25 protein-coding genes are annotated in these 26937 nt (G+C 41.9%); 23 read left to right on the forward strand and 2 right to left on the reverse strand.

Annotation, left to right across the window (positions count from 1 at the left end; all coding sequences use genetic code 11):
- Nucleotides 1-116: 116 nt before the first annotated feature.
- Nucleotides 117-7358, forward strand: a complete 7242-nt coding sequence (gene bgaA, locus M1F56_RS06235) for an Ig-like domain-containing protein (RefSeq protein ID WP_247917192.1) — start codon at nt 117-119, stop codon at nt 7356-7358.
- Nucleotides 7359-7536: 178 nt separating this feature from the next.
- On the opposite strand, the gene M1F56_RS06240 is transcribed toward bgaA, so the two are convergent.
- Nucleotides 7537-7899, reverse strand: a complete 363-nt coding sequence (locus M1F56_RS06240; RefSeq protein ID WP_247917194.1) for a DUF3397 domain-containing protein — start codon at nt 7897-7899, stop codon at nt 7537-7539.
- Between the two features lie 91 nt (nt 7900-7990).
- On the opposite strand from M1F56_RS06240, the gene M1F56_RS06245 reads away from it, so the two are divergent.
- Genes M1F56_RS06245 through M1F56_RS06265 form a run of 5 tightly spaced genes read left to right on the forward strand, consistent with a single transcriptional unit; the run spans nt 7991 to nt 12691 of the window.
- Nucleotides 7991-8947 (forward strand): TIGR01212 family radical SAM protein, encoded by a 957-nt coding sequence (locus M1F56_RS06245; RefSeq protein WP_235081063.1) that lies wholly within the window; start codon nt 7991-7993, stop codon nt 8945-8947.
- On the forward strand, nt 8931-9488 hold the full coding sequence (locus M1F56_RS06250) for a tRNA (mnm(5)s(2)U34)-methyltransferase (RefSeq protein WP_247917196.1): 558 nt from the start codon (nt 8931-8933) through the stop codon (nt 9486-9488). Before M1F56_RS06245 ends, M1F56_RS06250 begins: the two co-directional genes overlap by 17 nt.
- Nucleotides 9481-9735: a hypothetical protein gene (locus M1F56_RS06255; RefSeq protein WP_247917197.1), complete on the forward strand. Its 255-nt coding sequence runs from the start codon at nt 9481-9483 to the stop codon at nt 9733-9735. Before M1F56_RS06250 ends, M1F56_RS06255 begins: the two co-directional genes overlap by 8 nt.
- 11 nt (nt 9736-9746) lie before the next feature.
- Nucleotides 9747-11801 carry a cation:proton antiporter gene (locus tag M1F56_RS06260; RefSeq protein WP_247917198.1) on the forward strand — a complete coding sequence of 685 codons (2055 nt, stop codon included), beginning with the start codon at nt 9747-9749 and terminating at the stop codon, nt 11799-11801.
- A gap of 29 nt (nt 11802-11830) precedes the next feature.
- A complete protein-coding gene (locus tag M1F56_RS06265; RefSeq protein WP_247917200.1) occupies nt 11831-12691 on the forward strand; it encodes a YihY/virulence factor BrkB family protein in 861 nt (286 codons plus the stop codon).
- A 69-nt stretch (nt 12692-12760) separates the two neighbouring features.
- On the opposite strand, the gene queA is transcribed toward M1F56_RS06265, so the two are convergent.
- Nucleotides 12761-13789 carry a tRNA preQ1(34) S-adenosylmethionine ribosyltransferase-isomerase QueA gene (gene queA / locus M1F56_RS06270; protein ID WP_247917202.1) on the reverse strand — a complete coding sequence of 343 codons (1029 nt, stop codon included), beginning with the start codon at nt 13787-13789 and terminating at the stop codon, nt 12761-12763.
- A gap of 146 nt (nt 13790-13935) precedes the next feature.
- Here queA and M1F56_RS06275 point away from each other — a divergent pair, with 146 nt between their 5' ends.
- From M1F56_RS06275 to pstA, 17 genes are all read left to right on the forward strand, one after another.
- A complete protein-coding gene (locus M1F56_RS06275) occupies nt 13936-14643 on the forward strand; it encodes a glucosamine-6-phosphate deaminase (protein ID WP_247917203.1) in 708 nt (235 codons plus the stop codon).
- A gap of 287 nt (nt 14644-14930) precedes the next feature.
- Nucleotides 14931-15107, forward strand: a complete 177-nt coding sequence (rpsU, locus tag M1F56_RS06280) for a 30S ribosomal protein S21 (RefSeq protein ID WP_000048054.1) — start codon at nt 14931-14933, stop codon at nt 15105-15107.
- 130 nt (nt 15108-15237) lie between these two features.
- Complete coding sequence (hprK, locus tag M1F56_RS06285; protein ID WP_247917204.1) at nt 15238-16173, forward strand: HPr(Ser) kinase/phosphatase; 936 nt, start codon at nt 15238-15240, stop codon at nt 16171-16173.
- Entirely contained in the window at nt 16166-16954 is a 789-nt protein-coding gene (gene lgt, locus M1F56_RS06290) for a prolipoprotein diacylglyceryl transferase (protein WP_247917205.1), read from the forward strand. The genes hprK and lgt overlap by 8 nt, the downstream gene beginning before the upstream one ends.
- Nucleotides 16955-17338 (forward strand): DUF948 domain-containing protein, encoded by a 384-nt coding sequence (locus tag M1F56_RS06295; RefSeq protein WP_084945913.1) that lies wholly within the window; start codon nt 16955-16957, stop codon nt 17336-17338. It abuts the gene before it with no gap.
- A 15-nt stretch (nt 17339-17353) separates the two neighbouring features.
- Entirely contained in the window at nt 17354-17752 is a 399-nt protein-coding gene (locus M1F56_RS06300; protein WP_247917206.1) for a YtxH domain-containing protein, read from the forward strand.
- Nucleotides 17753-17824: 72 nt separating this feature from the next.
- Nucleotides 17825-18955 (forward strand): radical SAM family heme chaperone HemW, encoded by a 1131-nt coding sequence (gene hemW / locus M1F56_RS06305; protein ID WP_247917207.1) that lies wholly within the window; start codon nt 17825-17827, stop codon nt 18953-18955.
- 4 nt (nt 18956-18959) lie between these two features.
- Nucleotides 18960-19697, forward strand: coding sequence for an acyl-[acyl-carrier-protein] thioesterase (locus tag M1F56_RS06310; RefSeq protein WP_247917208.1), 738 nt, complete (start codon nt 18960-18962; stop codon nt 19695-19697).
- A 10-nt stretch (nt 19698-19707) separates the two neighbouring features.
- Nucleotides 19708-20481, forward strand: a complete 774-nt coding sequence (locus M1F56_RS06315; RefSeq protein ID WP_247917210.1) for a TIGR01457 family HAD-type hydrolase — start codon at nt 19708-19710, stop codon at nt 20479-20481.
- Nucleotides 20471-21088 carry a TIGR01906 family membrane protein gene (locus tag M1F56_RS06320; RefSeq protein ID WP_247917212.1) on the forward strand — a complete coding sequence of 206 codons (618 nt, stop codon included), beginning with the start codon at nt 20471-20473 and terminating at the stop codon, nt 21086-21088. Before M1F56_RS06315 ends, M1F56_RS06320 begins: the two co-directional genes overlap by 11 nt.
- Nucleotides 21089-21308: 220 nt before the next feature.
- Nucleotides 21309-21710 (forward strand): Spx/MgsR family RNA polymerase-binding regulatory protein, encoded by a 402-nt coding sequence (locus M1F56_RS06325; RefSeq protein WP_002875821.1) that lies wholly within the window; start codon nt 21309-21311, stop codon nt 21708-21710.
- Nucleotides 21711-21989: a UPF0223 family protein gene (locus M1F56_RS06330; RefSeq protein WP_001041968.1), complete on the forward strand. Its 279-nt coding sequence runs from the start codon at nt 21711-21713 to the stop codon at nt 21987-21989.
- Nucleotides 21979-22752 carry an inositol monophosphatase family protein gene (locus M1F56_RS06335; protein ID WP_247917213.1) on the forward strand — a complete coding sequence of 258 codons (774 nt, stop codon included), beginning with the start codon at nt 21979-21981 and terminating at the stop codon, nt 22750-22752. Before M1F56_RS06330 ends, M1F56_RS06335 begins: the two co-directional genes overlap by 11 nt.
- Nucleotides 22753-24057, forward strand: coding sequence for an RsmF rRNA methyltransferase first C-terminal domain-containing protein (locus tag M1F56_RS06340; RefSeq protein ID WP_247917215.1), 1305 nt, complete (start codon nt 22753-22755; stop codon nt 24055-24057).
- A 208-nt stretch (nt 24058-24265) separates the two neighbouring features.
- Nucleotides 24266-25144 carry a phosphate ABC transporter substrate-binding protein PstS gene (locus M1F56_RS06345; protein WP_247917216.1) on the forward strand — a complete coding sequence of 293 codons (879 nt, stop codon included), beginning with the start codon at nt 24266-24268 and terminating at the stop codon, nt 25142-25144.
- A complete protein-coding gene (pstC, locus tag M1F56_RS06350) occupies nt 25144-26061 on the forward strand; it encodes a phosphate ABC transporter permease subunit PstC (protein WP_049479152.1) in 918 nt (305 codons plus the stop codon). Before M1F56_RS06345 ends, pstC begins: the two co-directional genes overlap by 1 nt.
- Nucleotides 26051-26935: a phosphate ABC transporter permease PstA gene (gene pstA, locus M1F56_RS06355; protein ID WP_000543049.1), complete on the forward strand. Its 885-nt coding sequence runs from the start codon at nt 26051-26053 to the stop codon at nt 26933-26935. The genes pstC and pstA overlap by 11 nt, the downstream gene beginning before the upstream one ends.
- Nucleotides 26936-26937 lie beyond the last annotated feature (2 nt).

Raw genomic sequence — 26937 nt, forward strand, 5'->3', positions numbered from 1 at the left:
TTTTTTGTGTTTAGGGTATTGAAATTTCCTATATTATTTTATAAAATAAGGGTAAAAGGCTATGAAAAAGTAATACGCTTATAAGAAAATGGAAGCGGTTACTAAAGGAGGATTTTATGGAAAAAGGCCATTGGAATCGTAAAAGAGTCTACAGCATTCGTAAGTTTGCCGTAGGCGCTTGCTCTGTCATGATTGGAACCTGTGCGGTTCTATTTGGAGGAAGTGTCATTGGAGAGTCACCAGTTTTCGCGGATGAAACTCCTATCGCCCACACTGTGGAACAAGCAAAAGAGGAAAGTCCGGCAGTGGAGGAAAAAGAAAATCAAGCTGTAGCAGAGCACAAGGATGCTGCAAGTGTCGACCAAAGTCAAGCTACTCAAATTGAAGCAAGCAAACCCGAGAAGAAAGAAGATGAACCTGTAGCTCCAAAAGAGGAGAAAGCGTCACTAAAACCTGAAGAAACAGCTCCAAAGGTAGAATCTCAAGCTTCAAGTCAAGAAAAACCTGTTAAGGAAGATTTGAAAGCTGCGACAAATGAAGAAGTGAATCAAATGATTGAAGATAGAAAAGTGAATTTTAATCAAAATTGGCACTTTAAACTCAATGCGAATCCTAAAGAAGCTGTGAAATCAGATGCAGACGTATCAACATGGCAAAAATTGGATCTCCCACACGACTGGAGTATCTTTAACGATTTTGACCATCAGTCACCTGCCCAAAATGAGGGTGGACAGCTCAATGGTGGTGAAGCTTGGTATCGCAAGACCTTTAAACTTGATGAAAAAGATCTCAAGAAAAATGTTCGTGTGACCTTTGATGGTGTCTATATGGACTCTCAAGTCTATGTCAATGGCCAGTTAGTGGGGCATTATCCAAATGGTTATAACCAGTTCTCATACGATATCACCAAATACCTTCACAAAGATGGTCGTGAGAATGTGATTGCTGTCCATGCGGTTAACAAACAACCAAGTAGCCGTTGGTACTCTGGTAGCGGTATTTACCGTGATGTGACCTTGCAAGTGACAGATAAGGTTCATGTTGAGAAAAATGGGACAACTATCTTAACACCAAAACTTGAACAACAGCAACATGGCAAGGTTGAAACTCATGTAGCCAGCAAAATCGTCAATACAGATGATAAAGACCATGAATTGGTTGCAGAGTATCAAATCGTTGAACGTGGTGGTCAGGCTGTAACAGGCTTGGTTCGTACAGCGAGCCGTACCTTGAAAGCACATGAGTTAACAAGTCTTGATGCGATTTTAGAAGTTGAACAACCAAAACTCTGGACCGTTTTAAATGACAAACCTGCCTTGTATGAATTGATTACGCGTGTTTACCGTGACGGTCAATTGGTTGATGCTAAGAAAGATTTGTTTGGTTACCGTTACTATCACTGGACTCCAAATGAAGGTTTCTCTTTGAATGGTGAACGCATTAAATTCCATGGTGTCTCCTTGCACCATGACCACGGAGCGCTTGGAGCAGAAGAAAACTATAAGGCAGAATACCGTCGTCTCAAACAAATGAAGGAGATGGGTGTTAACGCCATCCGTACAACTCATAACCCTGCAAGTCCACAGACCTTACAAATCGCAGCAGAACTTGGTTTGCTGGTTCAGGAAGAGGCCTTTGATACGTGGTATGGCGGCAAGAAACCTTATGACTACGGGCGTTTCTTTGAAAAAGATGCTACTCACCCAGAAGCCAGAAAAGGTGAAAAGTGGTCTGACTATGATCTTCGTACCATGGTCGAAAGAGATAAAAATAACCCAGCTGTCTTCATGTGGTCTATCGGGAATGAAATTGGTGAAGCAGATGGAAAGGCTCACTCTCTTGCAACGGTTAAACGCTTAGTAAAAGTGATTAAAGATGTTGATACTACACGTTATGTTACTATGGGAGCAGATAAGTTCCGCTTTGGTGATGGTAGCGGTGATCATGAGAAAATTGCTAATGAACTGGATGCAGTTGGTTTCAACTATTCAGAAGACAACTACAAGAAACTTCGTGCGAAACATCCAAACTGGTTGATTTATGGTTCGGAAACATCTTCAGCAACCCGTACACGCGGTAGCTATTATCGTCCTGAAAGTGAATTGAAACATAGTAACGGACCTGAACGTCATTACGAACAGTCTGACTATGGTAATGATCGGGTTAACTGGGGTAAAACGGCAACAGATTCATGGACGTTTGACCGCGACAACGCTGGCTATGCTGGACAGTTTATCTGGACAGGTACGGACTATATCGGTGAGCCTACACCATGGCACAACCAAAACCAAACTCCCGTTAAGAGCTCTTACTTTGGTATCGTAGATACAGCTGGTATTCCAAAAAATGACTTTTATCTCTACCAAAGCCAATGGGTTTCTGCCAAGAAGAAACCGATGGTGCACCTCCTTCCTCACTGGAACTGGGAAAATAGAGAATTGGCATCTAAAGTAGAAGATGCACAAGGAAAGATTCCAGTTCGTGCGTACTCAAACGCTGCAAGCGTAGAATTGTTCTTGAACGGTCAATCTCTCGGTGTTAAAAAGTTCAACAAAAAACAAACCAGTGATGGCCGTACCTACCAAGAAGGTGCCAATGCTAAGGAACTCTATCTTGAGTGGAAGGTTGCGTACCAACCAGGTACCTTGGAAGCTGTAGCTCGCGATGAAGCTGGAAAAGAAATTGCACGTGATAAGATCACTACTGCAGGCCAACCAGCAGGTGTTCGCCTCGTCAAGGAAGAACATGCAATCGCAGCAGATGGAAAAGACTTGACCTACATCTACTACGAAATCGTAGATAGTGAAGGAAATGTGGTACCAACTGCCAATAATTTGGTTCGTTTCCAATTGCATGGACAGGGTCAACTGGTCGGTGTCGACAATGGGGAACAAGCCAGCCGTGAACGCTACAAGGCGCAACCAGATGGTTCTTGGATCCGTAGAGCCTTTAACGGTAAAGGGGTTGCCATTGTTAAATCAACTGAACAAGCAGGTAAATTCACACTAACAGCTCATTCAGATCTCTTGAAATCTGGTCAAGTAACGGTCTTTACAGGTAAAAAAGAAGACCAAGAAAAGACCGTTCTAGGAACAGAGGTACCAAAAGTACGTACTGTTATTGAGAAAGAACCGAAAATGCCGAAGACCGTCGGTTTTATCTACAGTGATGGCAGTCGTGAAAAACGTCCAGTAACATGGTCATCTGTTGATGTGAGCCAAGCAGGAGTTGTGACTGTTAAAGGTATGGCAGACGGACGCGAAGTTGAGGCCCGTGTCGAAATTCTAGCAATCGCAAATGAGCTTCCAACTGTTAAGCGTGTTGCTCCAGGAACAGACTTGAGCGCTGTTGACAAATACGTTTCTATTGCTGTTACGGATGGAAGCGTACAAGAATACGAAGTTGATAAGTGGGAGATTGCGGAAGCAGATAAAGCTAAACTGTCAGTTGCAGGATCACGTATTCAAATGACTGGTCAACTGGGTGGTGAGACTATTCACGCTACCCTTGTGGTAGAAGAAGGTAATCCTGCGGCTCCTGTAGTACCAACTGTAACGGTTGGTGGAGAAGCTGTCACAGGTCTTACTACTCAAAAAACAATGCAATACCGCACACTTGCTTATGGAGCTGAGTTGCCAAAAGTCATAGCAAGTGCAGAAAATGCAGCTGTTACAGTGGTGCAAGCAAGCGCAGCAAACGGTATGCGTGCAAGCATCTTTGTTCAACCAAATGATGGTGGCCCTCTTCAAATGTATGCAATTCAGTTCCTCGAAGAAGCACCAAAAATTGACCATTTGAGCCTACAAGTGGAGAAAGCTGATGCTCTCAAAGAAGACCAAACAGTGAAATTGTCTGTCCTTGCACACTATCAAGACGGAACACAAGCAGTTCTACCAGCAGATAAGGTGAACTTCTCTACAAGTGGTGAAGGGGAAGTCGCAGTTCGTAAAGGAATGCTTGAGTTACATAAGCCAGGAGCAGTCACTCTGAAAGCGGAATATGAGGGAGCTAAAGGCCAAGTTGAACTCACTATCCAAGCCAATACTGAGACGAAGGTTGCGCAATCTATCCGTCCAGTAAATGTAGTGACAGACTTGCATCAAGAACCTACTCTTCCAACAACAGTAACTGTTGAGTATGACAAAGGTTTCCCTAAAACTCATAATGTCATTTGGCAAGCTATTCCAAAAGAAAAACTAGACCACTATCAAACCTTCGAAGTTCTAGGTAAAGTTGAAGGGATTGACCTTGAAGCGCGTGCTAAAGTCTCTGTAGAAGGTATCGTTTCAGTTGAAGAAGTCAGCGTGACAACACCAATCGCAGAAGCGCCACAATTACCAGAAAGTGTTCGTACCTACGATTCAAATGGGCACGTTTCATCAGCTAAGGTTACTTGGGATACGATTCGTTCAGAGCAATACGCCAAGGAAGGTGTATTTACAGTTAATGGTCGCCTAGAAGGTACGCAATTAACTACCAAACTTCATGTTCGTGTGTCTGCTCAAACTGAGCAAGGAGCAAATATTTCTGACCAATGGACCGGTTCAGAATTGCCACTTGCCTTTGCTTCAGACTCAAATCCAAGCGACCCTGTTTCAAATGTCAACGATAAATTGATTTCCTTTAATGACCGACCAGCCAACCGTTGGACAAACTGGAATCGTACTAATCCAGAAGCTTCAGTCGGTGTCCTATTCGGAGATTCAGGTATCTTGAGCAAACGTTCTGTTGATAATCTAAGTGTCGGATTCCACGAAGACCACGGAGTTGGTGTACCTAAGTCTTATGTGATTGAGTATTATGTTGGTAAGACTGTTCCAACAGCTCCTAAAAATCCTAGCTTTGTAGGTGAGGAAAACCATGTCTTTAATGATCCATCTAACTGGAAACCTGTTACAAATCTAAAAGCCCCAGCACAACTCAAGGCTGGAGAAATGAATCACTTTAGCTTTGATAAGGTTGAAACCTATGCTGTTCGCATTCGCATGGTTAAAGCAGATAATAAGCGGGGAACTTCTATCACAGAAGTGCAAATCTTTGCGAAACAAGTTGCGGCAGCCAAACAAGGACAAACGAGAATCCAAGTTGACGGTAAAGATTTAGCTAACTTTAACCCAGATTTGACAGACTACTACCTTGAGTCTGTAGATGGAAAAGTTCCTGCAGTAACAGCAAGTGTTAGCAACAATGGTCTCGCTACCGTCGTTCCAAGTGTTCGTGAAGGTGAGCCAGTTCGTGTTATCGCGAAAGCTGAAAATGGGGACATCCTAGGAGAATACCGTCTACACTTCACTAAGGATAAAGATTTACTCTCTCGTAAACCAGTTGCTGCGGTTAAACAAGCTCGCTTGCTACAAGTAGGTCAACCACTTGAATTGCCAACGAAGGTTCCGGTTTACTTCACAGGCAAAGACGGCTACGAAACAAAAGACTTGGCAGTTGAATGGGAAGAAGTTCCAGCAGAAAATCTGACAAAAGCAGGTCAATTTACTGTAAGAGGCCGTGTTCTTGGTAGTGACCTCGTTGCGGAGTTCACTGTACGAGTGACAGACAAACTAGGTGAGGCTCTTTCAGACAACCCTGACTATGATGAAAACAGTAACCAGGCCTTTGCTTCCGCAACTAATGATATTGATCCAAGTTCACATGACCGTGTAGACTATATCAATGATGGAGACCACAATGAAAATCGTCGTTGGACAAACTGGTCTCCAACACCATCTTCTAACCCAGAAGTATCAGCGGGTGTGATCTTCCGTGAAAATGGTAAGATTGTCGAACGGACTGTTGCGCAAGCCAAACTTCATTTCTTTGCAGATAGTGGTACGGATGCCCCATCTAAACTCGTTTTAGAACGCTATATTGGCCCAGAATTTGAAGTTCCTACCTACTATTCTAACTACCAAGCCTATGATGCAGCCCATCCATTCAACAATCCAGAAAATTGGGAAGCTGTTCCTTATCGTGCGGATAAAGACATTGAAGCCGGTGATGAAATTAACGTTACCTTTAAAGCTGTCAAAGCCAAAGCCATGAGATGGCGTATGGAGCGCAAGGCTGATAAGAGTGGTGTTGCGATGATTGAGATGACCTTCCTTGCGCCAAGCGAATTGCCTCAAGAAAGCACTCAATCGAAGATTCTTGTAGATGGAAAAGAACTTCCTGATTTCGCTGAAAATCGTCAAGATTATCAAATCACTTATAAAGGTCAACGTCCAAAAGTGACAGTTCAAGAAAGCAATCAAGTGGCTTCAACTGTGGTAGATAGTGGCGATGATAGCCTTCCAGTACTTGTTCGCCTTGTTTCAGAAAGTGGAAAACAAGTCAAGGAATACCGTATCCAACTAGTCAAGGAAAAACCAGTTTCTGAGAAGACTGTTGCTGCTGTACAAGAAGATCTTCCAAAACTTGAATTTGTTGAAAAAGATTTGGCCTACAAGACGGTTGAGAAAAAAGATTCAACACTGTATCTAGGTGAAACTCGTGTAGAACAAGAAGGAAAAGTTGGTAAGGAACGGATCTTTACAGCGATTAATCCTAGTGGAAGTAAAGAAGAAAAACTCCGTGAAGTGGTAGAGGCTCCGACAGACCGCATCGTCTTGGTTGGAACGAAGCAAGGAACCTCCCTTCCAGAAGATGAAGTGAAGAACCTTGTCCTTAACAGACCAGAACTTGTAATCGAAGAAGAAACAATTGACTTCAAGGTTCAGGAACGTAAGTCTGATAAGTTGTATCTAGGTGAAACTCGTATCCTCCAAGAAGGTCAAAAGGGTATTCGCATTCACTTGATCGAGGTTGAAAATGGTAAGCGGACTGAAAAAGAAAGCTATGATAAAGTTATAGCTCAGGATCGCATCGTAGAAGTAGGAACGAAGCAAGGAACCTCCCTTCCAGAGGATGAAGTGAAGAACCTTGTCCTTAACAGACCAGAACTTGTAATCGAAGAAGAAACAATTGATTTCAAGGTTCAGGAACAAAAGAACGATAAGCTTCCAGCAGGTCAAACCCGTGTTCTCCAAGAAGGACAAAAAGGTATCCGTATTCACTTGATTGAAGTTGAAAATGGCAAGCGAACTGAAAAAGAAAGCTATGATAAAGTCGTGGCTCAGGATCGCATCGTAGAAGTAGGTACGGCTGGTGAAACGACTAAACCAGTACCGCAAGAGTCTACAAAACCACAAGTATCAGAAAAAGCAGATACAAAAGAAATCGCTTCACGTGCAGCTGGTCAGGTTCAAAAAGAGCAGTTACCAAATACAGGAAGTGCAGAAGGTCAAGCAGCAGTGGCAGCAGCAGGCTTAGCTCTTCTTGGTTTGAGTGCAGGACTAGTAGCCACTAAAGGCAAAAAAGAGGATTAGATATTTTTGATACCTTATTTGCCATTTAAGACCTGAGAGAAACTCTCGTCTCAGATAAAAAGTCCTTAGAATACAAGTTTCTAAGGACTTTTCTTTGTGTAAAATCGTATAATTTTACTGTCTGTGTAATTTTGGAGAGAAAGCAAGAATCCCTAGAAGGCATTTTCTAGAGATTCCATTATTGTTTCAGTAAGAACAATTCAACAATCATTGCTATATAGATGATTAAGGTAAGGAGAAAACCGGCTCTCCAGAAGAATTTGATAAATTTAGGGTAATAAAAACTTCGTTTTTTGACAAGGAAAAAGACTACAAGGAGGATTGCTAGGAGTGAAAGAGCAACACCAAGTCGCGGTAGAAAGTTGTGGGGAAAGGCTTTAGTAGTGATAAGATAATACTCAAATACCAAAAGTGGAAAAGCCAAATCAGCAAAATTAAACCCGATTTTTTTAAGTCCGAACAGTTTGGTGACAATAAAGCAAACCACCAAGGTTAATATCAATAATAAAATAGATGCTATTTTCATTAAAATCATACCCATATTGTATCATAAAAAAACGCTAAAGGAAATGAGAAACAAGGGAATTTGTTGGAAAGTCAGGCTTTTGAGATTGTAGGTGTTTTTTGTTATAATGAAAGTTATGAAATCTTATAATACCTTGAATGATTATTATCGAAAACTTTTTGGAGAAAAGACTTTTAAAGTTCCTATTGATGCGGGGTTTGACTGTCCTAATCGGGATGGAACTGTGGCGCATGGAGGCTGTACCTTTTGTACGGTTTCGGGTTCTGGAGATGCCATCGTAGCACCAGATGCCCCTATCCGTGAGCAATTTTATAAGGAAATTGACTTTATGCACCGCAAGTGGCCAGATGTTAAAAAGTATCTGGTTTATTTTCAAAACTTTACCAACACTCATGAAAAGGTGGAAGTGATTCGGGAACGCTATGAGCAGGCTATCAACGAGCCAGGTGTAGTAGGAATAAATATCGGAACGCGGCCAGACTGTTTACCCGATGAAACCATTGAATATTTGGCTGAGTTATCGGAACGCATGCATGTGACGGTAGAATTGGGCTTGCAGACCACCTTTGAAGCAACCTCTGACCTGATTAACCGTGCTCATTCTTATGAATTGTATGTTGAAACAGTAAAACGCTTGAGGAAATATCCTAAGATTGAGATTGTTTCCCATTTGATCAATGGTTTGCCCGGTGAGACTCATGAGATGATGGTCGAAAATGTCCGCCGCTGCGTAACGGATAATGATATACAAGGAATTAAACTGCACTTGCTTCACCTCATGACCAATACACGGATGCAGCGAGATTACCACGAAGGACGCTTGCAACTGATGAGTCAGGATGAGTATGTTAAGGTCATTTGTGACCAACTGGAAATCATTCCCAAACATATCGTCATTCATCGAATCACGGGAGATGCGCCTAGAGATATGCTGATTGGTCCCATGTGGAGCCTCAAAAAATGGGAAGTGCTAAATGCTATTGAAACTGAGATGAGACGTCGTGGAAGTGTGCAAGGATGCAAGGCTGTAAAACAGGAGTTTGAAAATGAAAAGACCACTTGAGATGGCGCATGATTTTTTGGCGGAAGTTGTGACAAAAGAGGATATTGTAGTGGATGCGACCATGGGCAATGGCCATGATACCTTTTTTCTAGCCAAGTTAGCCAAGCGAGTCTATGCCTTTGATATCCAGGAGCAGGCTTTGGAGAAGACGCAAGAGCGTTTGGATCAGGCTGGAATGACAAATGCCCAGTTAATCTTGCAAGGTCATGAGACACTAGACCAGTTTGTGACAGAAGCTAAGGCAGGGATTTTTAATCTGGGTTATCTGCCTTCTGCTGACAAATCCGTCATCACTCAACCTCAGACTACTATCGAAGCCTTAGAAAAGCTGTGCCATTTGCTTGTTAAAGGGGGACGGATTGCCATTATGATCTACTATGGTCATGAGGGAGGAGACAGCGAGAGGGATGCTGTGTTGGATTTTGTTAGCCAGTTGAACCAACAAGAGTATACAGCTGCCATTTATCGGACTCTCAACCAAGTTAACAATCCACCGTTTTTAGTTATGATTGAAAAATTAGAAGGGTATAGACATGGATAAACAATACCTTCGTGAGAAATTAGAGGTCATGCGCCAAAATTTTGTCGAGTCAACGCATCACGAGCGAGCAGTCGGAGTGCTCGACGAAGCACATATGAGCAAGAAAATGCTTAAAATCAAGAAAAAATTAGTTGCTCTTGAAATGGAACGATGCCAGAAAAAAATTGAGCACAAAGACTGTTCTAAGATTGATCAGAAAATCCAAGAGCAAAAGGAGATTTTTGAATCTTGTTGTAAAAAAGATTAAGGAGGAATTGTGTGGAATTACTCATTTACTTGATTTTATTTTTATTTGTCTTAATCATTTCAACTACGACCAATAAACTTCTCCCATTTTTACCCCTTCCTCTTGTGCAAATCCTTTTGGGGATTGGGATTGGTTTATTCGTTCCCGATGCAGACTTTCATCTCAATACAGAGCTGTTTCTGGCCATGGTTATTGGCCCCTTACTTTTCCGGGAGGCAGAAGAAGCAGATATAACGTCCATTTTGAAGCACTGGCGTATTGTTGTCTTTCTAATCTTTCCTGTGATTTTTATCTCGACCTTAAGCTTGGGGGGCATGGCTCACTTCCTTTGGATTACTCTTCCTTTGGCTGCCTGTTTAGCAGTTGGAGCGGCACTTGGTCCAACAGATTTGGTTGCCTTCGCATCTCTTTCTGAACGTTTTCGTTTTCCAAAACGGGTTTCCAATATCCTAAAAGGGGAAGGACTCTTAAATGATGCTTCTGGTTTGGTTGCCTTTCAGATGGCTCTGGCTGCTTGGATAACAGGAACTTTTTCTCTCAGCCAAGCTGGAACTTCCCTAGCACTTTCTATCCTTGGTGGTTTTGTAGTCGGTTTTGTGACGGCTATGGTCAATCGTTTCTTGCATAGCTTTTTGCTGAGTGTACGAGCGATAGATATAGCCAGTGAACTATTGCTAGAGCTAAGTTTGCCACTCATGACTTTTTTTATTGCAGAAGAGTTTCATGTTTCAGGGATTATCGCAGTAGTGGTTGCAGGTATTTTGAAGGCCAGTCGCTTTAAGAAAATTACGCTCCTTGAGGCTCAGGTAGACACCGTGACGGAGACCGTTTGGCACACCGTGACCTTTATGCTAAATGGCTCAGTCTTTGTTCTCTTGGGAATGGAATTAGAGTTGATAGCAGAGCCAATTTTGTCTAATTCTCTCTACAATCCCCTTCTTTTACTGATTTCAGTTGTCGTTCTGACCTTCTTGCTTTTTGCGATCCGCTTTGTCATGATTGCTGGTTTTTACTTTGTGAGGACGCGTCGACTTAAGAAAAAAATTCATAAGTACATGAAAGATATGCTTCTTTTGACCTTCTCTGGTGTCAAAGGGACAGTATCTATCGCGACCATTCTCCTCATACCAAGTCATTTGGAGCAGGAATATCCTTTATTGCTCTTCCTTGTAGCAGGCGTTACACTGCTGAGCTTTTTAACGGGTTTACTAGTCCTCCCTCACTTATCTGAAGAACAAGAGGAAAGCAAGGATCATTTGATGCATATAGCGATTCTGAATGATGTAGCTGCAGAATTAGAAAAAGAGCTGGACCATCACAAGAACAAACTTCCTCTTTATGCAGCTATTGATAATTACCATGGTCGGATTGAAAACCTCATCCTTAGTCAGGAAAATAAAAGAGTCCAAGAGGACTGGGAGTCTCTCAAACTCCTTATCTTGAGTATTGAGAGTGATGGTTTGGAGCAAGCCTACGAAGAAAATAGAATCAGCGAGCGTGGCTATCGAGTTTACCAACGTTACCTAAAAAACATGGAGCAGAGTATCAATCGGAATTTCGCTTCTAGAGTGACTTATTACTTCCTAGTTTCTTTACGGATACTGCGCTTTCTACTCCATGAAATGTTTACCTTTGGCAAAACTTTCCGTAGTTGGATGAATGAAGAATCTCGTAAACTACTAGCAGTTGACTATGATCAGATTTCAGAGTTGTATCTGGAAAATACAGAGCTGATTATCGAGAGTTTGGAAAACCTAAAAGGGGTTTACAAGAGTTCTCTGATTAGTTTTATGCAAGAGTCTCGTCTACGCGAGACGGCCATTATCGGAAGTGGTGCCTTTGTTGAGCGGGTTATCAATCGCATCAAGCCAAACAATATCGATGAAATGCTACGAGGCTACTATCTCGAACGTAAGGCAATCTTTGAATACGAAGAAGCTAAACTGATAACAGCCAAGTATGCCAAAAAACTACGCCAGAATGTGAATAATTTAGAGAATTATTCTCTGAAAGAGGCTGCAAATACCTTGCCTTATGATATGGTAGATTTAATCAGAAGAACTTAGATGATGAAGAAAATGACGGAGGATGCGATATGAAAAAGTGGTGGAAAGAGTTGATGGACAGGCCCTTATTGAAAGCTTTTTTGCATTATTATCAAGCATCTGATAGCGAGTTGACCAGTGTCGCAGTTGCTTATTATTGGTTGATTTCAATCTTTCCTTTGATAATGATAATGGTCAATATTTTGCCTTATTTTCAGATTCCGATCTCAAATTTCTTACTGACAATCAAGGAATTTTTGCCTGATACAGTGTATGATGTGGTTGCCAAGATTGTCCGAGAAGTTCTGACTCAACCATCAACTGGCTTGCTGAGTTTTGCTGTTTTGTCAGCCCTATGGACCTTTTCAAAATCAATGGATTTCCTCCAAAAAGCTTTTAACAAAGCCTATGGAGTGACCAAAAGTCGAGGAATTATCTCCCATCAGTTGATGAGTTTGCTTGTTAGCCTCGGCTTGCAGATCCTTTTTGCTCTAGCCTTGTTTTTGAGTATGTTTGGTCGTATGTTGCTCAACCTCCTCAAAACTTACTGGCAATCAGACAGTCCGCTATTCTCTTACCTGCAAGATTTTACAGGTCCTCTGGTCTATGCCATGATCTTTGCCATTCTAGTCATGATTTACTACTTCCTTCCAAAAGTAAAAACACCACGAATCCGCTATGTTTTACCAGGAAGTATCTTTGTCTTGCTAACTCTTATAGGTTTATTGAATATCTTTTCTGTTTATTTTAATAACTATGTCAATCACCTAGTGGATGTCCGATTTTTCAGTTCCATCATCGTTGTAGTCATGATGTTCTGGTTTATTCTTATTGCAAAGATTTTGATTATCGGAGCAGTTATCAATGCCAGTGTACAGAGCTTGAAAGATCCAACCTTTACAATAAATTAACTAATAAAGTTATCCATTACAAAACGCATAGGATCAAATCTGATTCTATGCGTTTTTTGATTATGAAAATTAATAGATAAACATGGCATCACCAAAACTGAAAAAACGGTAGCGTTCTTGAATAGCGTGCTGGTATGCATCTAAGACTAATTCACGGCCTGCAAAGGCAGAAACCAACATGACGAGAGTTGATTTTGGCAGATGGAAGTTGGTTGAAAAGGCATCCACAACCTTCCATTCGTAACCAGGTTTGATAAAGATATTGGTCCAACCAGAATCAGCCTGGATTTGCCCATCAAACTTGGAACCAATAGTCTCTAACGTGCGGATCGAAGTGGTTCCGACAGCGATGACGCGACCTCCATTTTCCTTAACAGAGCGAAGGGTGGCTGCTGCTTTCTCAGAAAGCTGGTAGAATTCTGAGTGCATTTCATGTTTGTCCAGATTGTCCACAGAAACAGGTCTAAAGGTTCCGAGCCCGACATGGAGAGTGAGATAGACCAGATGAACACCTTTGGCTTGGATTTCTGCTAGCAGTTCTTTGGTGAAGTGTAATCCAGCAGTTGGTGCAGCAGCAGAGCCACTTTCTTTAGCGTAAACGGTTTGATAGCGTTCACGGTCATCCAGTTTTTCGTGGATGTAGGGCGGTAGTGGCATTTCACCTAGACTTTCTAAAACTTCTAGGAAAATTCCTTTGTATTCAAAGCGAACAACACGGCCTCCGTGGGTCAATTCTTGCGTAACGACAGCGCTGAGGCGACCATCTCCAAAACTGACGCGAGTACCGACCTTGAGGCGTTTGGCAGGTTTAGCTAGGACTTCCCACTCATCACCAGAAGTATTTTTAAGAAGGAGAAGCTCCACGTGGCCACCTGTTTCTTCCTTTTGACCATAGAGGCGAGCTGGCAGAACACGAGTGTCGTTCATGACAAGGGCATCACCTGGTTCCAACATATCAATAATAGAGTGGAAGTGTTTATCCTGAAATTCTCCCGTATCACGATTGACGATGAGGAGTTTAGACGCATCCCGTTTTTTAAGTGGCGTTTGGGCAATTAATTCCTCTGGTAAGTGGAAATCAAAATCAGCTGTATTCATTTTTTCATCATTCTTTCTAAGTTCTAATCTTATCCATTATAACACGTTTCAAGTTTGGGCGCTCTTTTTTTAGAAATTAAATCGTTTTCACTTGACAAAAATTGGTCTATACCATATAATAAATATAGAAACATGGAGGATATAAAATGAAAGTTATAAAAGTTGAGAATCAAATCGAAGGTGGAAAAGTAGCTTTTGAGATTTTGAAGGAAAAATTGGCCAATGGTGCTCAAACATTAGGACTTGCGACAGGAAGCAGCCCGCTTGAGTTTTACAAGGAAATCGTTGAGAGTGACCTTGATTTTTCAAATCTAACCAGTGTAAACCTTGATGAGTATGTAGGGCTTGATGGGGACAATCCACAGTCTTACCGTTATTTCATGCAAGAAAACTTGTTTAACCAAAAACCATTTAAAGAAAGTTTCTTGCCTCGTGGGATTAAGGATAATGCTGAAGCTGAAGTAGAACGCTACAACCAAATTTTGGCTGACCATCCAGTTGATTTGCAAATCTTGGGAATCGGTCGCAATGGACATATCGGATTTAATGAGCCAGGAACTGCCTTTGATAGCCAGACACACCTTGTAGACCTAGACCAGTCTACAATTGAAGCCAATGCTCGCTTCTTTGACAAGATTGAAGACGTTCCAACTCAAGCCATCTCAATGGGGATTAAAAACATCTTGGATGCCAAGTCAATTATTCTCTTTGCTTATGGTGAGTCGAAAGCAGAGGCCATTGCTGGAACAGTATCAGGCCCAGTGACTGAGAACCTCCCAGCAAGTAGCCTACAAAACCACCCTGATGTGACTATTATTGCGGATGCTGAAGCGCTCAGCTTGCTTGAAAAATAAAAAGTACAAGAACCACTTGCTCATTGGAGTGAGTGGTTTTTGAGATTTTGAATTGATATCGCTTAACAACCACCAAGCTCTCATTGTAAGTGGGGAGCGGAGAAAATTCTTGACAGTTCAGATTTTAAATAACTTTCTTTTAGGTATCATGGTATCTATTGTAACAATTTGGTTCTTTCTAGGGAAGAAAGTGAAGATAATATAAGTTTATGGCAGTTTTTTCCTTGACATTTATTCATTTTGCGTGTAAAATAGAATAGATCTTGAACTTGAAGGGAGTGAAAAAAATGTCTAAAACAGTAGTACGTAAGAATGAATCTCTTGACGATGCACTTCGTCGTTTCAAACGTGCGGTTACTAAAGCTGGTACTCTTCAAGAAACACGCAAACGTGAATTCTATGAAAAACCTTCTGTAAAACGTAAACGTAAATCAGAAGCAGCTCGTAAACGTAAAAAATTCTAATTTGAAATGAAAGGCTAGAGAAATCTAGTCTTTTTATTTTTAAATAAATACTGTAAATCCTGCAAAAAAAGGAAACTTCCAACTACAATTTGATATAATAGTAGGGAGAACTCGATTGAAGGAGGAAATTATGTCGGTTTTAGTAAGAGAAGTAATTGAAAAGCTCAGACTAGATATTGTTTATGGTGAAGGCGAATTGCTTGAAAAGGAAATAAATACTGCGGACATTTCTCGACCAGGTCTTGAAATGACGGGCTATTTTGATTACTATACTCCGGAGCGACTTCAACTCTTGGGGATGAAGGAGTGGTCTTATCTGGTCTCTATGTCTTCTCACAACCGTTATAAGGTGTTGACCAAGATGTTTCAACCAGAAACACCAGTGGTTATTGTTGCGCGTGGTTTAGTAGTTCCAGAAGAAATGTTGAAAGCTGCTAGGGAATGTAAGATTGCGATTTTAACCAGTCGAACATCAACTAGTCGTTTATCTGGAGAGTTATCTAGCTACCTTGATTCCCGTTTGGCTGAACGTACGAGTGTGCATGGTGTCTTGATGGACATCTATGGCATGGGTGTCTTGATCCAAGGGGATAGTGGTATCGGTAAGAGCGAGACGGGTCTTGAGCTTGTGAAGCGTGGACACCGTCTAGTAGCAGATGACCGTGTAGATATCTTTGCCAAGGATGAAATGACCCTTTGGGGAGAGCCCGCTGAAATTTTGAAGCATTTGCTTGAGATTCGTGGAGTGGGTATTATTGACGTGATGAGTCTCTACGGAGCAAGTGCTGTAAAAGATTCTTCACAAGTCCAGTTGGCTGTTTACTTGGAAAATTATGATACCCATAAGACCTTTGACCGTCTAGGAAATAATGCTGAAGAAATCGAGATTTCTGGCGTAGCCATTCCGCGTATCCGTATCCCGGTAAAAACAGGACGCAATATTTCTGTTGTCATTGAGGCGGCTGCCATGAACTACCGTGCTAAGGAAATGGGCTTTGATGCGACACGTTTATTTGAAGAACGCTTGACAAGTCTGATCGCTCAAAATGAGGTGAAAAATGATTAATCCAGTCGCATTTGAAATCGGTCCTTTTTCTATTCGTTGGTATGCTTTGTGTATTGTGGCTGGTTTGATTTTGGCAGTCTACCTTGCCATGAAGGAAGCTCCTAAAAAGAAAATTCTGTCAGATGATATTTTGGATTTTATCCTGATTGCTTTTCCAGTCGCGATTTTAGGTGCTAGACTATACTACGTACTCTTTCGTTTAGATTATTATCTGCAAAATCCAGGTGAAATCATTGCCATCTGGAATGGTGGTTTGGCCATTTATGGAGGTTTGATAGCAGGGGCTATTGTTCTTTATATCTTTGCAGATAGAAAGCTGATCAATACTTGGGATTTCTTAGATATTGCAGCACCGAGCGTCATGATTGCCCAGAGTTTAGGACGCTGGGGGAACTTCTTTAACCAAGAAGCCTACGGTGCAGCGGTAGATAGTCTGGATTATTTGCCAGACTTTATCCGCGACCAGATGTACATCGATGGTAGCTACCGTCAGCCGACCTTCTTATATGAGTCTGTTTGGAATCTGATTGGTTTTGCTTTAATCTTGATTTTTAGACGAAAATTAAAGGGAATCAGACGTGGTCATATCACGGCATTCTACTTGATTTGGTATGGCTTTGGTCGTATGATTATCGAAGGGATGCGGACGGATAGTCTCATGTTCTTTGGTCTGCGAGTTTCCCAATGGTTATCAGTTGTCCTTATCGGACTTGGTATTTTTATCATACTTTATCAAAATCGAAAGAAAGCCCCTTTCTATCATACAGAGGAGGAAAAATAAATGTTAGAAGTTGCATATATACTTGTTGCGATTGCTTTGATTGTCTGTTTAGTCTATTTGACAATCACGATTCAAAAAGCAGGTCGTATGATTGATGAGACAGAGAAAACCATCAAAACGTTGAGCTCAGATGTAAACGTTACCTTGCATCAGACTAATGAATTGTTGGTTAAGGTCAATGTGTTAGCAGACGATATCAATATCAAAGTTGCGACGATTGATCCACTCTTTACGGCAGTGGCTGACTTGTCAGAATCAGTATCTGATCTCAACCAACATGCACGTGTCTTAGGCAAAAAAGCTTCATCTGCTGGTTCAAAGACCATCAAAACAGGTGCAGGCTTGTCAGCTCTTCGTTTCGCAAGTAAAATTTTCAAAAAATAAAAAAGGAGAAATCTTATGGGAAAACTATCCTCTATCCTTTTAGGAACAGTTTCAGGTGCAACTCTTGCTTTATTTTTGACGAGTGACAAGGGCAAGCAAGTCTGTAGTCAAGCTCAGGATTTTCTAGATGATTTGAGAGAAGATCCAGAATATGCTAGAGAGCAGGTTTGTGAGAAACTAACTGAAGTGAAGGAACAGGCAAGGGACTTTGTGCTGAAAACAAAGGAACAAGTAGAATCTGGTGAAATCACTTTTGACAGTGTCCTTGACCAAGCTAAAAACTGTGCTCGACAAGCGACAGAAGCGTCAAAGGAAACCTTTAACAATCTCAAGGAGCAGTGGCAAGAACAGTCAGCGACTCCAGATATCGTAGAAGACGAAGAAGAGATTATTATTGATATTACAGAAGAATAAAACATCACCATCTCTGGTTCTGGAGATGGCGATTTTTATCTGGAAACCAGTCTTTGTGGTATAATAAGTACTATGCAGAAAAAACCAACGTCCGCCTATGTGCATATTCCCTTTTGTACCCAGATTTGTTATTACTGTGACTTTTCAAAAGTTTTTATTAAAAATCAGCCAGTAGATAGTTATTTGGAGCATCTGCTAGAAGAGTTTCGTTCTTATGATATCCAAAAATTGCGAACCCTCTATATTGGAGGTGGGACACCAACGGCTTTGTCAGCTTCACAGCTAGAAGTGCTCTTGGATGGCTTGACTAAAAATCTAGACTTGTCTGTCTTGGAAGAGTTGACCATTGAAGCCAATCCAGGCGATTTGGACGCGGATAAGATTGCGGTTTTGAAAAACTCGGCTGTCAATCGTGTCTCGCTAGGTGTGCAGACTTTTGATGACAAGATGCTGAAAAAGATTGGGCGTAGTCACTTGGAGAAGGATATTTATGAAAATATTGACCGCCTGAAACTGGCTGGTTTTGACAATATCTCCATCGACTTGATTTATGCTCTACCTGGTCAAACTATGGCTCAGGTCAAGGATAATGTGGCTAAGGCTATCTCGCTTGATATTCCTCATATGAGTCTTTATAGCTTGATTTTGGAGAATCATACGGTCTTTATGAACCGCATGAGACGAGGGAAACTGCCCCTACCCAAGGAAGAGTTAGAAGCAGAGATGTTTGAGTACATCATCGCAGAGCTTGAGCGAGCTGGTTTTGAGCATTATGAGATTTCCAATTTCTCTAAGCCTGGCTTTGAAAGTCGCCACAATCTCATGTACTGGGATAATGCCGAGTATTATGGTATCGGTGCGGGTGCTTCAGGTTATGTGAATGGGGTGCGTTATAAAAATCATGGTCCTATCCGCCACTATCTCAATGCGGTAGAGGCAGGAAATGCTCGGATTACAGAAGAACACCTGAGTCAAAGGGAGCAGATGGAAGAAGAAATGTTCCTAGGCCTCCGCAAGAAATCAGGTGTTTCTATGGCGCGATTTGAGGAGAAATTTGGACGGTCCTTTGATGGACTTTATGGCGAGATCATCAGAGACTTGGTTCAACAAGGTCTTATGCAGATCGACGGTGATCGTGTCCGAATGACAAAGAGGGGTCTCTTCTTGGGAGACACTGTAGCAGAACGATTTATTTTGGAGTAGAACAATGGGCTTAACTTATCAAATGAAAATGAAAATTCCTTTTGATATGGCAGACATGAACGGTCATATCAAACTTCCAGATGTGATTTTGCTGTCCCTGCAAGTATCAGGTATGCAGTCGATTGAACTGGGAGTTAGCGACAAGGATATGTTAGAACGTTACAATCTGGTCTGGATTATTACAGACTATGCGATTGACGTGGTTCGCTTGCCTCGCTTTGCTGAGGAGATTACGATTGAAACAGAAGCATTGACTTACAATCGTCTTTTTTGCTACCGCCGTTTCACTATCTATGATGAAGCAGGTCAAGAAATCATTCGCATGGTAGCAACCTTTGTTCTCATGGACAGAGATAGTCGTAAAGTCCATGCTGTCGAACCGGAGATTGTTGCGCCTTATCAGTCTGAGTTTGATAAAAAACTCATCCGTGGGCCAAAGTATGCAAATCTAGAAAACCCGATCAGTAAAGACTACCATGTTCGTTTTTACGACTTGGATATGAATGGTCATGTTAATAATAGCAAATACCTGGATTGGATTTTTGAAGTCATGGGAGCAGACTTTTTGACCAAGTATATTCCAAAGAAAATCAATCTCAAATATGTCAAAGAGGTGCGACCGGGTGGCATGATTACTTCAGCTTATGAACTCAAGGGACTAGAAAGCAAGCATGAGATTATCAGTGATGGCGAGATCAATGCCCAAGCTATGATTACGTGGCAAGAAATTGAAGGCAATTAGAAAGGGCGATATGGCTTATAAAGGTTATTTAATTGATTTAGACGGAACCATTTACAAGGGGAAAGACCGAATCCCGGCAGGAGAGGCTTTTGTTCATGAGTTGCAAAAGCGAGAAATTCCTTATCTCTTTGTAACCAACAATACAACTCGTACTCCTGAGAGCGTTCAAGAGATGTTGGCTCAGAATTTTAATATCAACACGCCTCTATCGACGGTTTACACAGCGACTTTGGCAACCATCGACTATATGAATGACTTGGGACTGGAAAAGACAGTCTATGTCATCGGAGAAGCTGGGCTCAAAAATGCTATCAAGGAGGCTGGTTATATTGAAGACAAGGCAAATCCTGCCTATGTGGTAGTTGGACTGGACTGGCAAGTGGACTATGAAAAATTTGCTACGGCGACCCTAGCTATCCAAAAGGGTGCCCACTTTATCGGAACCAATCCAGACCTCAATATCCCAACGGAACGTGGTCTTTTGCCTGGTGCTGGTTCACTTGTAACCCTGCTTGAAGTGGCAACACGAGTGAAACCAGTTTACATTGGGAAACCAAATGCTATCATTATGGACAAGGCCGTGGAACATCTGGGCTTGAAACGAGAAGAATTGCTCATGGTGGGGGATAACTACCTGACAGATATCCGAGCAGGGATTGACAATAGTATTCCAACGCTCTTGGTGACAACAGGTTTCACCAAGGCAGAAGAAGTGGCTGACTTGCCAATCGCACCAACTCATGTGGTTTCTAGCCTTGCGGAGTGGAATTTTGATGAAAATTAAACTGACTTTTTGGGGAAGTATGCTCTTTCTCTTCTCCCTTTCTATTCTCTTAACCATTTATCTGGCTTGGATTTTCTATCCCATGGAGATTCAGTGGCTGAACTTAGCGGGTCGAGCCTATCTAAAACCAGAAACCATTCAGTACAATTTTCATATCTTGATGAATTACCTGACCAATCCCTTTAGTCAGGTCTTAGAGATGCCAGATTTTCGTTCGTCAGCAGCAGGTTTACACCACTTTGCAGTGGTGAAGAGTCTTTTTCACTTAGTTCAGCTAGTTGCCCTAGTGACGCTACCAAGTTTTTATTTCTTTGTTAGAAAGATTGTGAAAAAAGGCTTTTTGCCCCTATATCGTAAAAGTATCTTGGCTCTGGTGCTATTGCCTCTAGTCATTGGGCTTGTGGGAGTGTTGATTGGTTTTGAGCAATTCTTTACTCTTTTCCATCAGATTCTCTTTGTGGGAGACGATACCTGGCTTTTTGATCCAGCAAAGGATCCCGTTATTAGGATTTTGCCAGAGATTTTCTTCCTCCATGCCTTTTTACTTTTCTTTGCTTTGTATGAAGGAATGTTTTGTTTCCTTCTTGTTAAAGCTTCAAGGAAATAGTGGAAAAAATTCTGTATTTTTAATAAAAAACGAGAGAAGGTGCTCTGCTCCCTATTTATTGTTAGGTTATCCTAAAGATAAACTTGCAAAGCAGGAGATTTTTGCAGAAAACAGTCTATTTTCTATGAAAAAATAGGCTTTTTTTCTAAAAATACCTAGTCAAGCGCTTTATTTTTTTGTATAATAGAAATACTAAGTATAGATAAAAGAAGAGAAAAGCATGATTACACTATTTTTATCACCGAGTTGTACATCATGTCGTAAGGCAAAGGCCTGGTTAGAGACGCATAAGGTGCCCTTTCAAGAGCATAATATTATGACCAGTCCTTTAACAAGAAAAGAATTACAACACATTCTTTCCTTGACCGAAAATGGTACTGATGACATCATTTCAACTCGTTCAAAAATTTTTCAAAAATTGGATATTGATGTAGAGAGTATCTCGGTATCGGAGTTGCTTCAGTTGATTGAGCAATATCCTAGTCTTTTGCGTCGCCCAATTATTACAGATACCAAACGCATGCAAATTGGTTTTAATGAAGATGAGATTCGTGCTTTTCTCCCTCGTAGTTACCGTAAACAAGAACTAAAAGAAGCAACATTGAGAGCTGGTATAGGATAGATGAACAAACAGTATAGTTACCCACTAGATTTGTCGTGGAGCACTGAAGAACTTGCTTCAGTGCTTTCTTTTTTTAATGATGTTGAAGCTGCTTATGAAGATAAGGTAGAAGCAAAAAAACTGCTAGAGTCTTACAAGGAATTCAAGTCTGTGGTTCCAAGCAAAAGCGAAGAAAAGCGCCTAGGTCGCGAATTTGAGACGGCTAGCGGTTATTCCTTCTATCATGCAGTTCAATTAGCAAAAGAAAAAAGAGAAGGGAAGATTTCTCTTGGAAACTAAATTTGAATTTGCCAAACAGATTGTGCAGGAAGCTGCTGACTATATTTTGGCTCACATGAAAGAAGATTTGCAGGTTGAGCGCAAGTCTTCCCCTACAGACTTGGTGACACGTTTGGACAAGGAGGTCCAGCAACTCTTGGTTGATCGAATCAAGTTATCCTATCCTGAGGACTTGATTTGCGCGGAAGAGGGCTGTTTACGTGCTGCAGTTGGCCAGGGGAATGTTTGGGTGATTGATCCCATTGACGGTACCAATAATTTTGTCGCCCAGCAGGAAGATTTTGCCGTTATGTTGGCTTATTTTGAGAATGGTGTGGGCAAATTTGGCATCATCTATGATGTCATGAAAGGTGATTGTTACCATGGTGGTGGTGCCTTTCCTCCTTGTCGTAATAATGATCCCTTACCGCCTTTTAAAAAGAAACCTCTTCAAGAATTTTTAGTTGCCGGTAACTCAGGTATGTTTGAAACCAATGAGTGGGGCTTGGCGGATTTGGGCCGAGCAGCGTTGGGAGTCCGTGTCTACGGCAGTGCGGCCATTAGTTTTGCTAAGGTTTTATCGGGTCGTCTTCTGACTTACATCACCTACTTGCAGCCATGGGATTACGCTGCTGCAAGTATCCTAGGGGAAAGTCTGGGCTATCGTCTTCTTACGGTTTCTGGTGAGCCTGTTGATTTTCAAACACGCCAGCCGGTCATGATGGTGCCAATCGAGATGCAAGAAGAGATTCAGTCTTATATCTACGAAAGGAAAGAGAACTAAATGCAATTTCCAGAAGGATTTGTTGAAAAATATGAAGCGATACTAGAAGATGAGGCAAGAGATTTTCTTGCCTCTTTTAAGCAGGAAGCGGTTTCGGCTTTTCGGGTTAATCCCTTAAAAGAAAGTCAGCTATCGTTTGCGGATGCTATTCCAAATACACCTTGGGGACATTATGGTAAGGTCTCAGGGAAGTCACCAGAGCACGTGACGGGTCTCGTTTATTCACAAGAGCCTGCAGCCCAAATGGTGGCCCAGGTAGCTCAACCAAGTCCTGGCATGAAGGTCTTGGACTTGGCGGCAGCACCAGGTGGAAAATCCACTCAACTAGCTGCTTATCTGGCTAATCAAGGAGTTCTTGTTTCTAACGAAATTTCAAGCAAGCGTGCTAAGATTTTAGTGGAAAATATGGAGCGATTTGGAGCGACAAATGTTATCGTGACCAATGAATCTGCTGACCGCTTAGCCAAGGTTTTTAAAGGTTACTTTGATGTGATTGTCCTTGATGCACCTTGCTCGGGTGAAGGGATGTTTCGTAAGCAGCCAGATGCCATGGATTATTGGAGTACCGATTATCCGAGTCAATGCGCTAGTTTGCAAAGAGAAATTCTGGCAGATGCAGTCACCATGCTTGCAGAAGGTGGGCGTTTGGTCTATTCGACCTGTACTTGGGCAACTGAGGAAAATGAAGAAATCGTCCACTGGTTGCTGGATACTTATGATTTTGAACTGCTTCCAGTCGAGCATGTGAACGGTATGGTAGCAGGAATTGGACTTCCTGAAACGGCGCGAATGTACCCTCACCATTTTAAGGGAGAAGGTCAGTTTGTTGCCCATTTGCAGTTTAAGGGAGAAAATCCAGCACCTAAATTCAAAGCCAGTAAGAGCAATCTCAGTCGTGAACAACTGGATTTGTGGCGTGATTTTGCCCAAAAACACTTGCAGGTCAATCTAACTGGTATCTTGCAGACTTTTGGAGATCAGCTCTATCTCTTGCCAGAGATGCTACCTGATCTAGGGAAGCTCAAAATTGCCCGAAATGGGCTCCATCTGGGGACGTTTAAGAAGAAACGCTTCGAACCAAGCTTTGCTCTGGGATTAGCCTTGAAACCAAGTCAAGTAAAACAAAGGGTCGAAATCAATGATGAGGATTTTGTAAAATATGTGGCTGGTGAGACTGTTCAATTGTCTGAGGCTCGACCAAATGGCTGGTACCAAGTTGTGGTTCAAGGAAACGGATTAGGCTTTGCCAAGGTAACAGGAAATGTTTTGAAAAATTATTATCCAAAAGGACTCAGATTCAGGTGAAAAAGCTAGTCAAAGAGCCTACTCTATGTTATAGTGGAGTTATGAGTTTTTTCTGATAGTCTTTTATTATTACTTATATTATACGATGGAATTGTCCGCCCCTAAGAATGTCTAAAAAATAAAGCGGGACAATCATTGATGATAATTGGATGATCAGGACAAACGGAAGAAATCAGAACATTCATCATTATGTTCAAGGAGAAAAACAGTGAAAAAAAGAAAAAAGCTCGTCATGTCTCTTGCGACTCTTTTGGTGGCAGGTTCTCTAGCAGGATGTGCTAGCTGGATTGATCGTGGAGAATCCATGACAGCTGTTGGTTCAACAGCTCTTCAACCTCTTGTCGAAGCAGCAGCAGATGAATTTAGTTCTAGAAACATCGGAAAAACAGTCAATGTTCAAGGTGGTGGATCGGGTACAGGACTTTCCCAAGTCCAGTCTGGAGCAGTAGACATCGGGAACTCTGACGTCTTTGCAGAGGAAAAAGATGGAATCGATGCTTCAGCTCTAGTAGACCACAAGGTTGCAGTGGCTGGTCTTGCAGTGATTGTAAACAAAGAAGTGGATGTTGAAAATCTCACAACCGAGCAACTTCGCAAAATCTTTACAGGTGAAGTGACCAACTGGAAAGAAGTTGGGGGCAAAGACCTGGCCATTTCAATCATCAACCGAGCAGCAAGTTCTGGTTCACGAGCGACGTTTGATACGGTGGTTATGAATGGCCAATCTGCTATGCAGAGCCAGGAGCAGGATTCTAACGGGATGGTCAAGTCGATTGTATCCCAAACGCCTGGAGCCATTTCTTACCTAGCCTTTGCCTATGTAGATGACTCAGTGAAAAGTATGAAACTGAATGGGTATGAACCTACATCTGAGAATGTAACGACCAACAATTGGCCTTTGTGGTCTTATGAACATATGTACACACTTGGTCAGCCAAATGAGTTAGCTGCTGAATTCCTGAATTTCGTCCTCTCAGATGAAGCCCAAAATGGAATTGTTAAAGGCATGGGCTATATCTCTATCAATGAAATGAAAGTCCAAAAGGATGCTTCAGGTACCGTTACAGCAGTAGAAGGAGGTCAATAATGAATCAAGAAGAATTATCTAAAAAATTACTCTCTCCTTCAAAGAACTCTCGCTTTGAGAAGTTTGGTAAAGGTTTGACTTTCACTTGCCTTTCTTTGATTGTTATCATTGTGGCCATGATTCTGATTTTTGTAGCCCAAAAAGGCTTGTCGACCTTCTTTGTCAATGGAGTGAACATCTTTGATTTCCTCTTTGGACAAACTTGGAATCCTTCAGGGAAACAATTTGGTGCCCTTCCGATGATTTTGGGTTCCTTTATTGTGACGATTTTATCAGCCCTCATCGCAACACCCTTTGCTATTGGGGCTGCAGTCTTTATGACAGAAGTATCACCAAAGGGTGCAAAAATCTTGCAACCAGCCATTGAACTCCTCGTCGGTATTCCTTCAGTCGTTTATGGATTTATCGGTTTGCAAGTTGTGGTGCCTTTTGTCCGTAGCGTCTTTGGTGGAACTGGTTTTGGGATCTTGTCAGGGATTTTCGTTCTCTTTGTCATGATCCTACCAACTGTAACCTTTATGACAACAGACAGCTTGCGTGCTGTTCCTCGTCATTACCGTGAAGCTAGTTTAGCTATGGGAGCCACTCGTTGGCAAACCATCTGGCGTGTGACCTTGAAAGCAGCACGTTCAGGTATTTTTACTGCAGTGGTCTTTGGGATGGCGCGTGCCTTTGGTGAAGCTCTTGCTATTCAGATGGTTGTCGGAAACTCAGCAGTTATCCCAACCTCGCTAACAACACCAGCTGCGACCTTGACATCTGTATTGACTATGGGGATCGGAAATACCGTCATGGGAACGGTTGATAATAACGTTCTCTGGTCACTGGCCTTAGTATTGCTCTTGATGAGTTTGGCCTTTAATAGTGTGATTAAGTTGATTACGAAAGAAAGAGGAAAGAAAAACTATGCACGCTAAGAAATTAGATAAACTTGCAACAGCTGTCCTCTATACCATCGCTGGTATCATTGTTGCCATCTTGGCATCCTTGATTCTCTATATCCTGGTTCGAGGGTTACCTCATATCTCTTGGTCCTTCTTGACTGGGAAATCCTCCTCTTATCAAGCAGGTGGGGGTATCGGGATTCAGCTCTACAATTCCTTCTTCCTTTTAGTCATTACCTTGATTATCTCTGTGCCTTTGTCTATGGGGGCTGGGATTTACCTAGCTGAATATGCAAAAAAGGGTCCTGTGACAAATTTTGTCAGAACCTGTATTGAGATTTTGTCTTCTCTACCATCAGTCGTTGTGGGTCTCTTTGGTTACTTGATTTTTGTAGTCCAGTTTGAGTATGGATTTTCAATCATTTCAGGTGCCTTGGCCTTGACGGTCTTTAACCTCCCTCAGATGACTCGAAATGTTGAGGACAGTTTAAAACACGTTCACCATACACAACGTGAGGCTGGCTTAGCTCTTGGAATTTCTCGTTGGGAGACTGTAGTTCATGTCGTCATTCCAGAAGCTCTTCCAGGCATCGTAACGGGTGTTGTCTTGGCCTCTGGCCGTATCTTTGGTGAGGCCGCCGCTCTTATCTATACGGCAGGACAATCCGCTCCAGCCCTTGACTGGTCTAACTGGAATATCCTCAGTGTTACCAGCCCCATCTCAATCTTCCGTCAAGCAGAAACCTTGGCTGTCCACATTTGGAAGGTCAACAGTGAAGGAACCATTCCTGATGCTACCATTGTATCTGCTGGTTCTGCCGCCGTGCTCCTCATCTTTATCTTGATTTTTAACTTTGGAGCACGCAAACTCGGAAGCTATCTACACAAGAAATTAACCGCTGCCTAAAG

Source organism: Streptococcus oralis, from assembly GCF_023109005.1.
Taxonomy (GTDB): domain Bacteria; phylum Bacillota; class Bacilli; order Lactobacillales; family Streptococcaceae; genus Streptococcus; species Streptococcus oralis_BU.

Excerpts from the sequence above, each read along its gene's own strand:
- bgaA (WP_247917192.1), top strand. The coding sequence starts at position 117 with ATGGAAAAAGGCCATTGGAATCGTAAAAGAGTCTACAGCATTCGTAAG.
- M1F56_RS06240 (WP_247917194.1), bottom strand. The coding sequence starts at position 7,899 with ATGGGTATGATTTTAATGAAAATAGCATCTATTTTATTATTGATATTA.
- M1F56_RS06245 (WP_235081063.1), top strand. The coding sequence starts at position 7,991 with ATGAAAGTTATGAAATCTTATAATACCTTGAATGATTATTATCGAAAA.
- M1F56_RS06250 (WP_247917196.1), top strand. The coding sequence starts at position 8,931 with ATGAAAAGACCACTTGAGATGGCGCATGATTTTTTGGCGGAAGTTGTG.
- M1F56_RS06255 (WP_247917197.1), top strand. The coding sequence starts at position 9,481 with ATGGATAAACAATACCTTCGTGAGAAATTAGAGGTCATGCGCCAAAAT.
- M1F56_RS06265 (WP_247917200.1), top strand. The coding sequence starts at position 11,831 with ATGAAAAAGTGGTGGAAAGAGTTGATGGACAGGCCCTTATTGAAAGCT.
- queA (WP_247917202.1), bottom strand. The coding sequence starts at position 13,789 with ATGAATACAGCTGATTTTGATTTCCACTTACCAGAGGAATTAATTGCC.
- M1F56_RS06275 (WP_247917203.1), top strand. The coding sequence starts at position 13,936 with ATGAAAGTTATAAAAGTTGAGAATCAAATCGAAGGTGGAAAAGTAGCT.
- rpsU (WP_000048054.1), top strand. The coding sequence starts at position 14,931 with ATGTCTAAAACAGTAGTACGTAAGAATGAATCTCTTGACGATGCACTT.
- hprK (WP_247917204.1), top strand. The coding sequence starts at position 15,238 with ATGTCGGTTTTAGTAAGAGAAGTAATTGAAAAGCTCAGACTAGATATT.
- lgt (WP_247917205.1), top strand. The coding sequence starts at position 16,166 with ATGATTAATCCAGTCGCATTTGAAATCGGTCCTTTTTCTATTCGTTGG.
- M1F56_RS06295 (WP_084945913.1), top strand. The coding sequence starts at position 16,955 with ATGTTAGAAGTTGCATATATACTTGTTGCGATTGCTTTGATTGTCTGT.
- M1F56_RS06300 (WP_247917206.1), top strand. The coding sequence starts at position 17,354 with ATGGGAAAACTATCCTCTATCCTTTTAGGAACAGTTTCAGGTGCAACT.
- hemW (WP_247917207.1), top strand. The coding sequence starts at position 17,825 with ATGCAGAAAAAACCAACGTCCGCCTATGTGCATATTCCCTTTTGTACC.
- M1F56_RS06310 (WP_247917208.1), top strand. The coding sequence starts at position 18,960 with ATGGGCTTAACTTATCAAATGAAAATGAAAATTCCTTTTGATATGGCA.
- M1F56_RS06315 (WP_247917210.1), top strand. The coding sequence starts at position 19,708 with ATGGCTTATAAAGGTTATTTAATTGATTTAGACGGAACCATTTACAAG.
- M1F56_RS06320 (WP_247917212.1), top strand. The coding sequence starts at position 20,471 with ATGAAAATTAAACTGACTTTTTGGGGAAGTATGCTCTTTCTCTTCTCC.
- M1F56_RS06325 (WP_002875821.1), top strand. The coding sequence starts at position 21,309 with ATGATTACACTATTTTTATCACCGAGTTGTACATCATGTCGTAAGGCA.
- M1F56_RS06330 (WP_001041968.1), top strand. The coding sequence starts at position 21,711 with ATGAACAAACAGTATAGTTACCCACTAGATTTGTCGTGGAGCACTGAA.
- M1F56_RS06340 (WP_247917215.1), top strand. The coding sequence starts at position 22,753 with ATGCAATTTCCAGAAGGATTTGTTGAAAAATATGAAGCGATACTAGAA.
- pstC (WP_049479152.1), top strand. The coding sequence starts at position 25,144 with ATGAATCAAGAAGAATTATCTAAAAAATTACTCTCTCCTTCAAAGAAC.
- pstA (WP_000543049.1), top strand. The coding sequence starts at position 26,051 with ATGCACGCTAAGAAATTAGATAAACTTGCAACAGCTGTCCTCTATACC.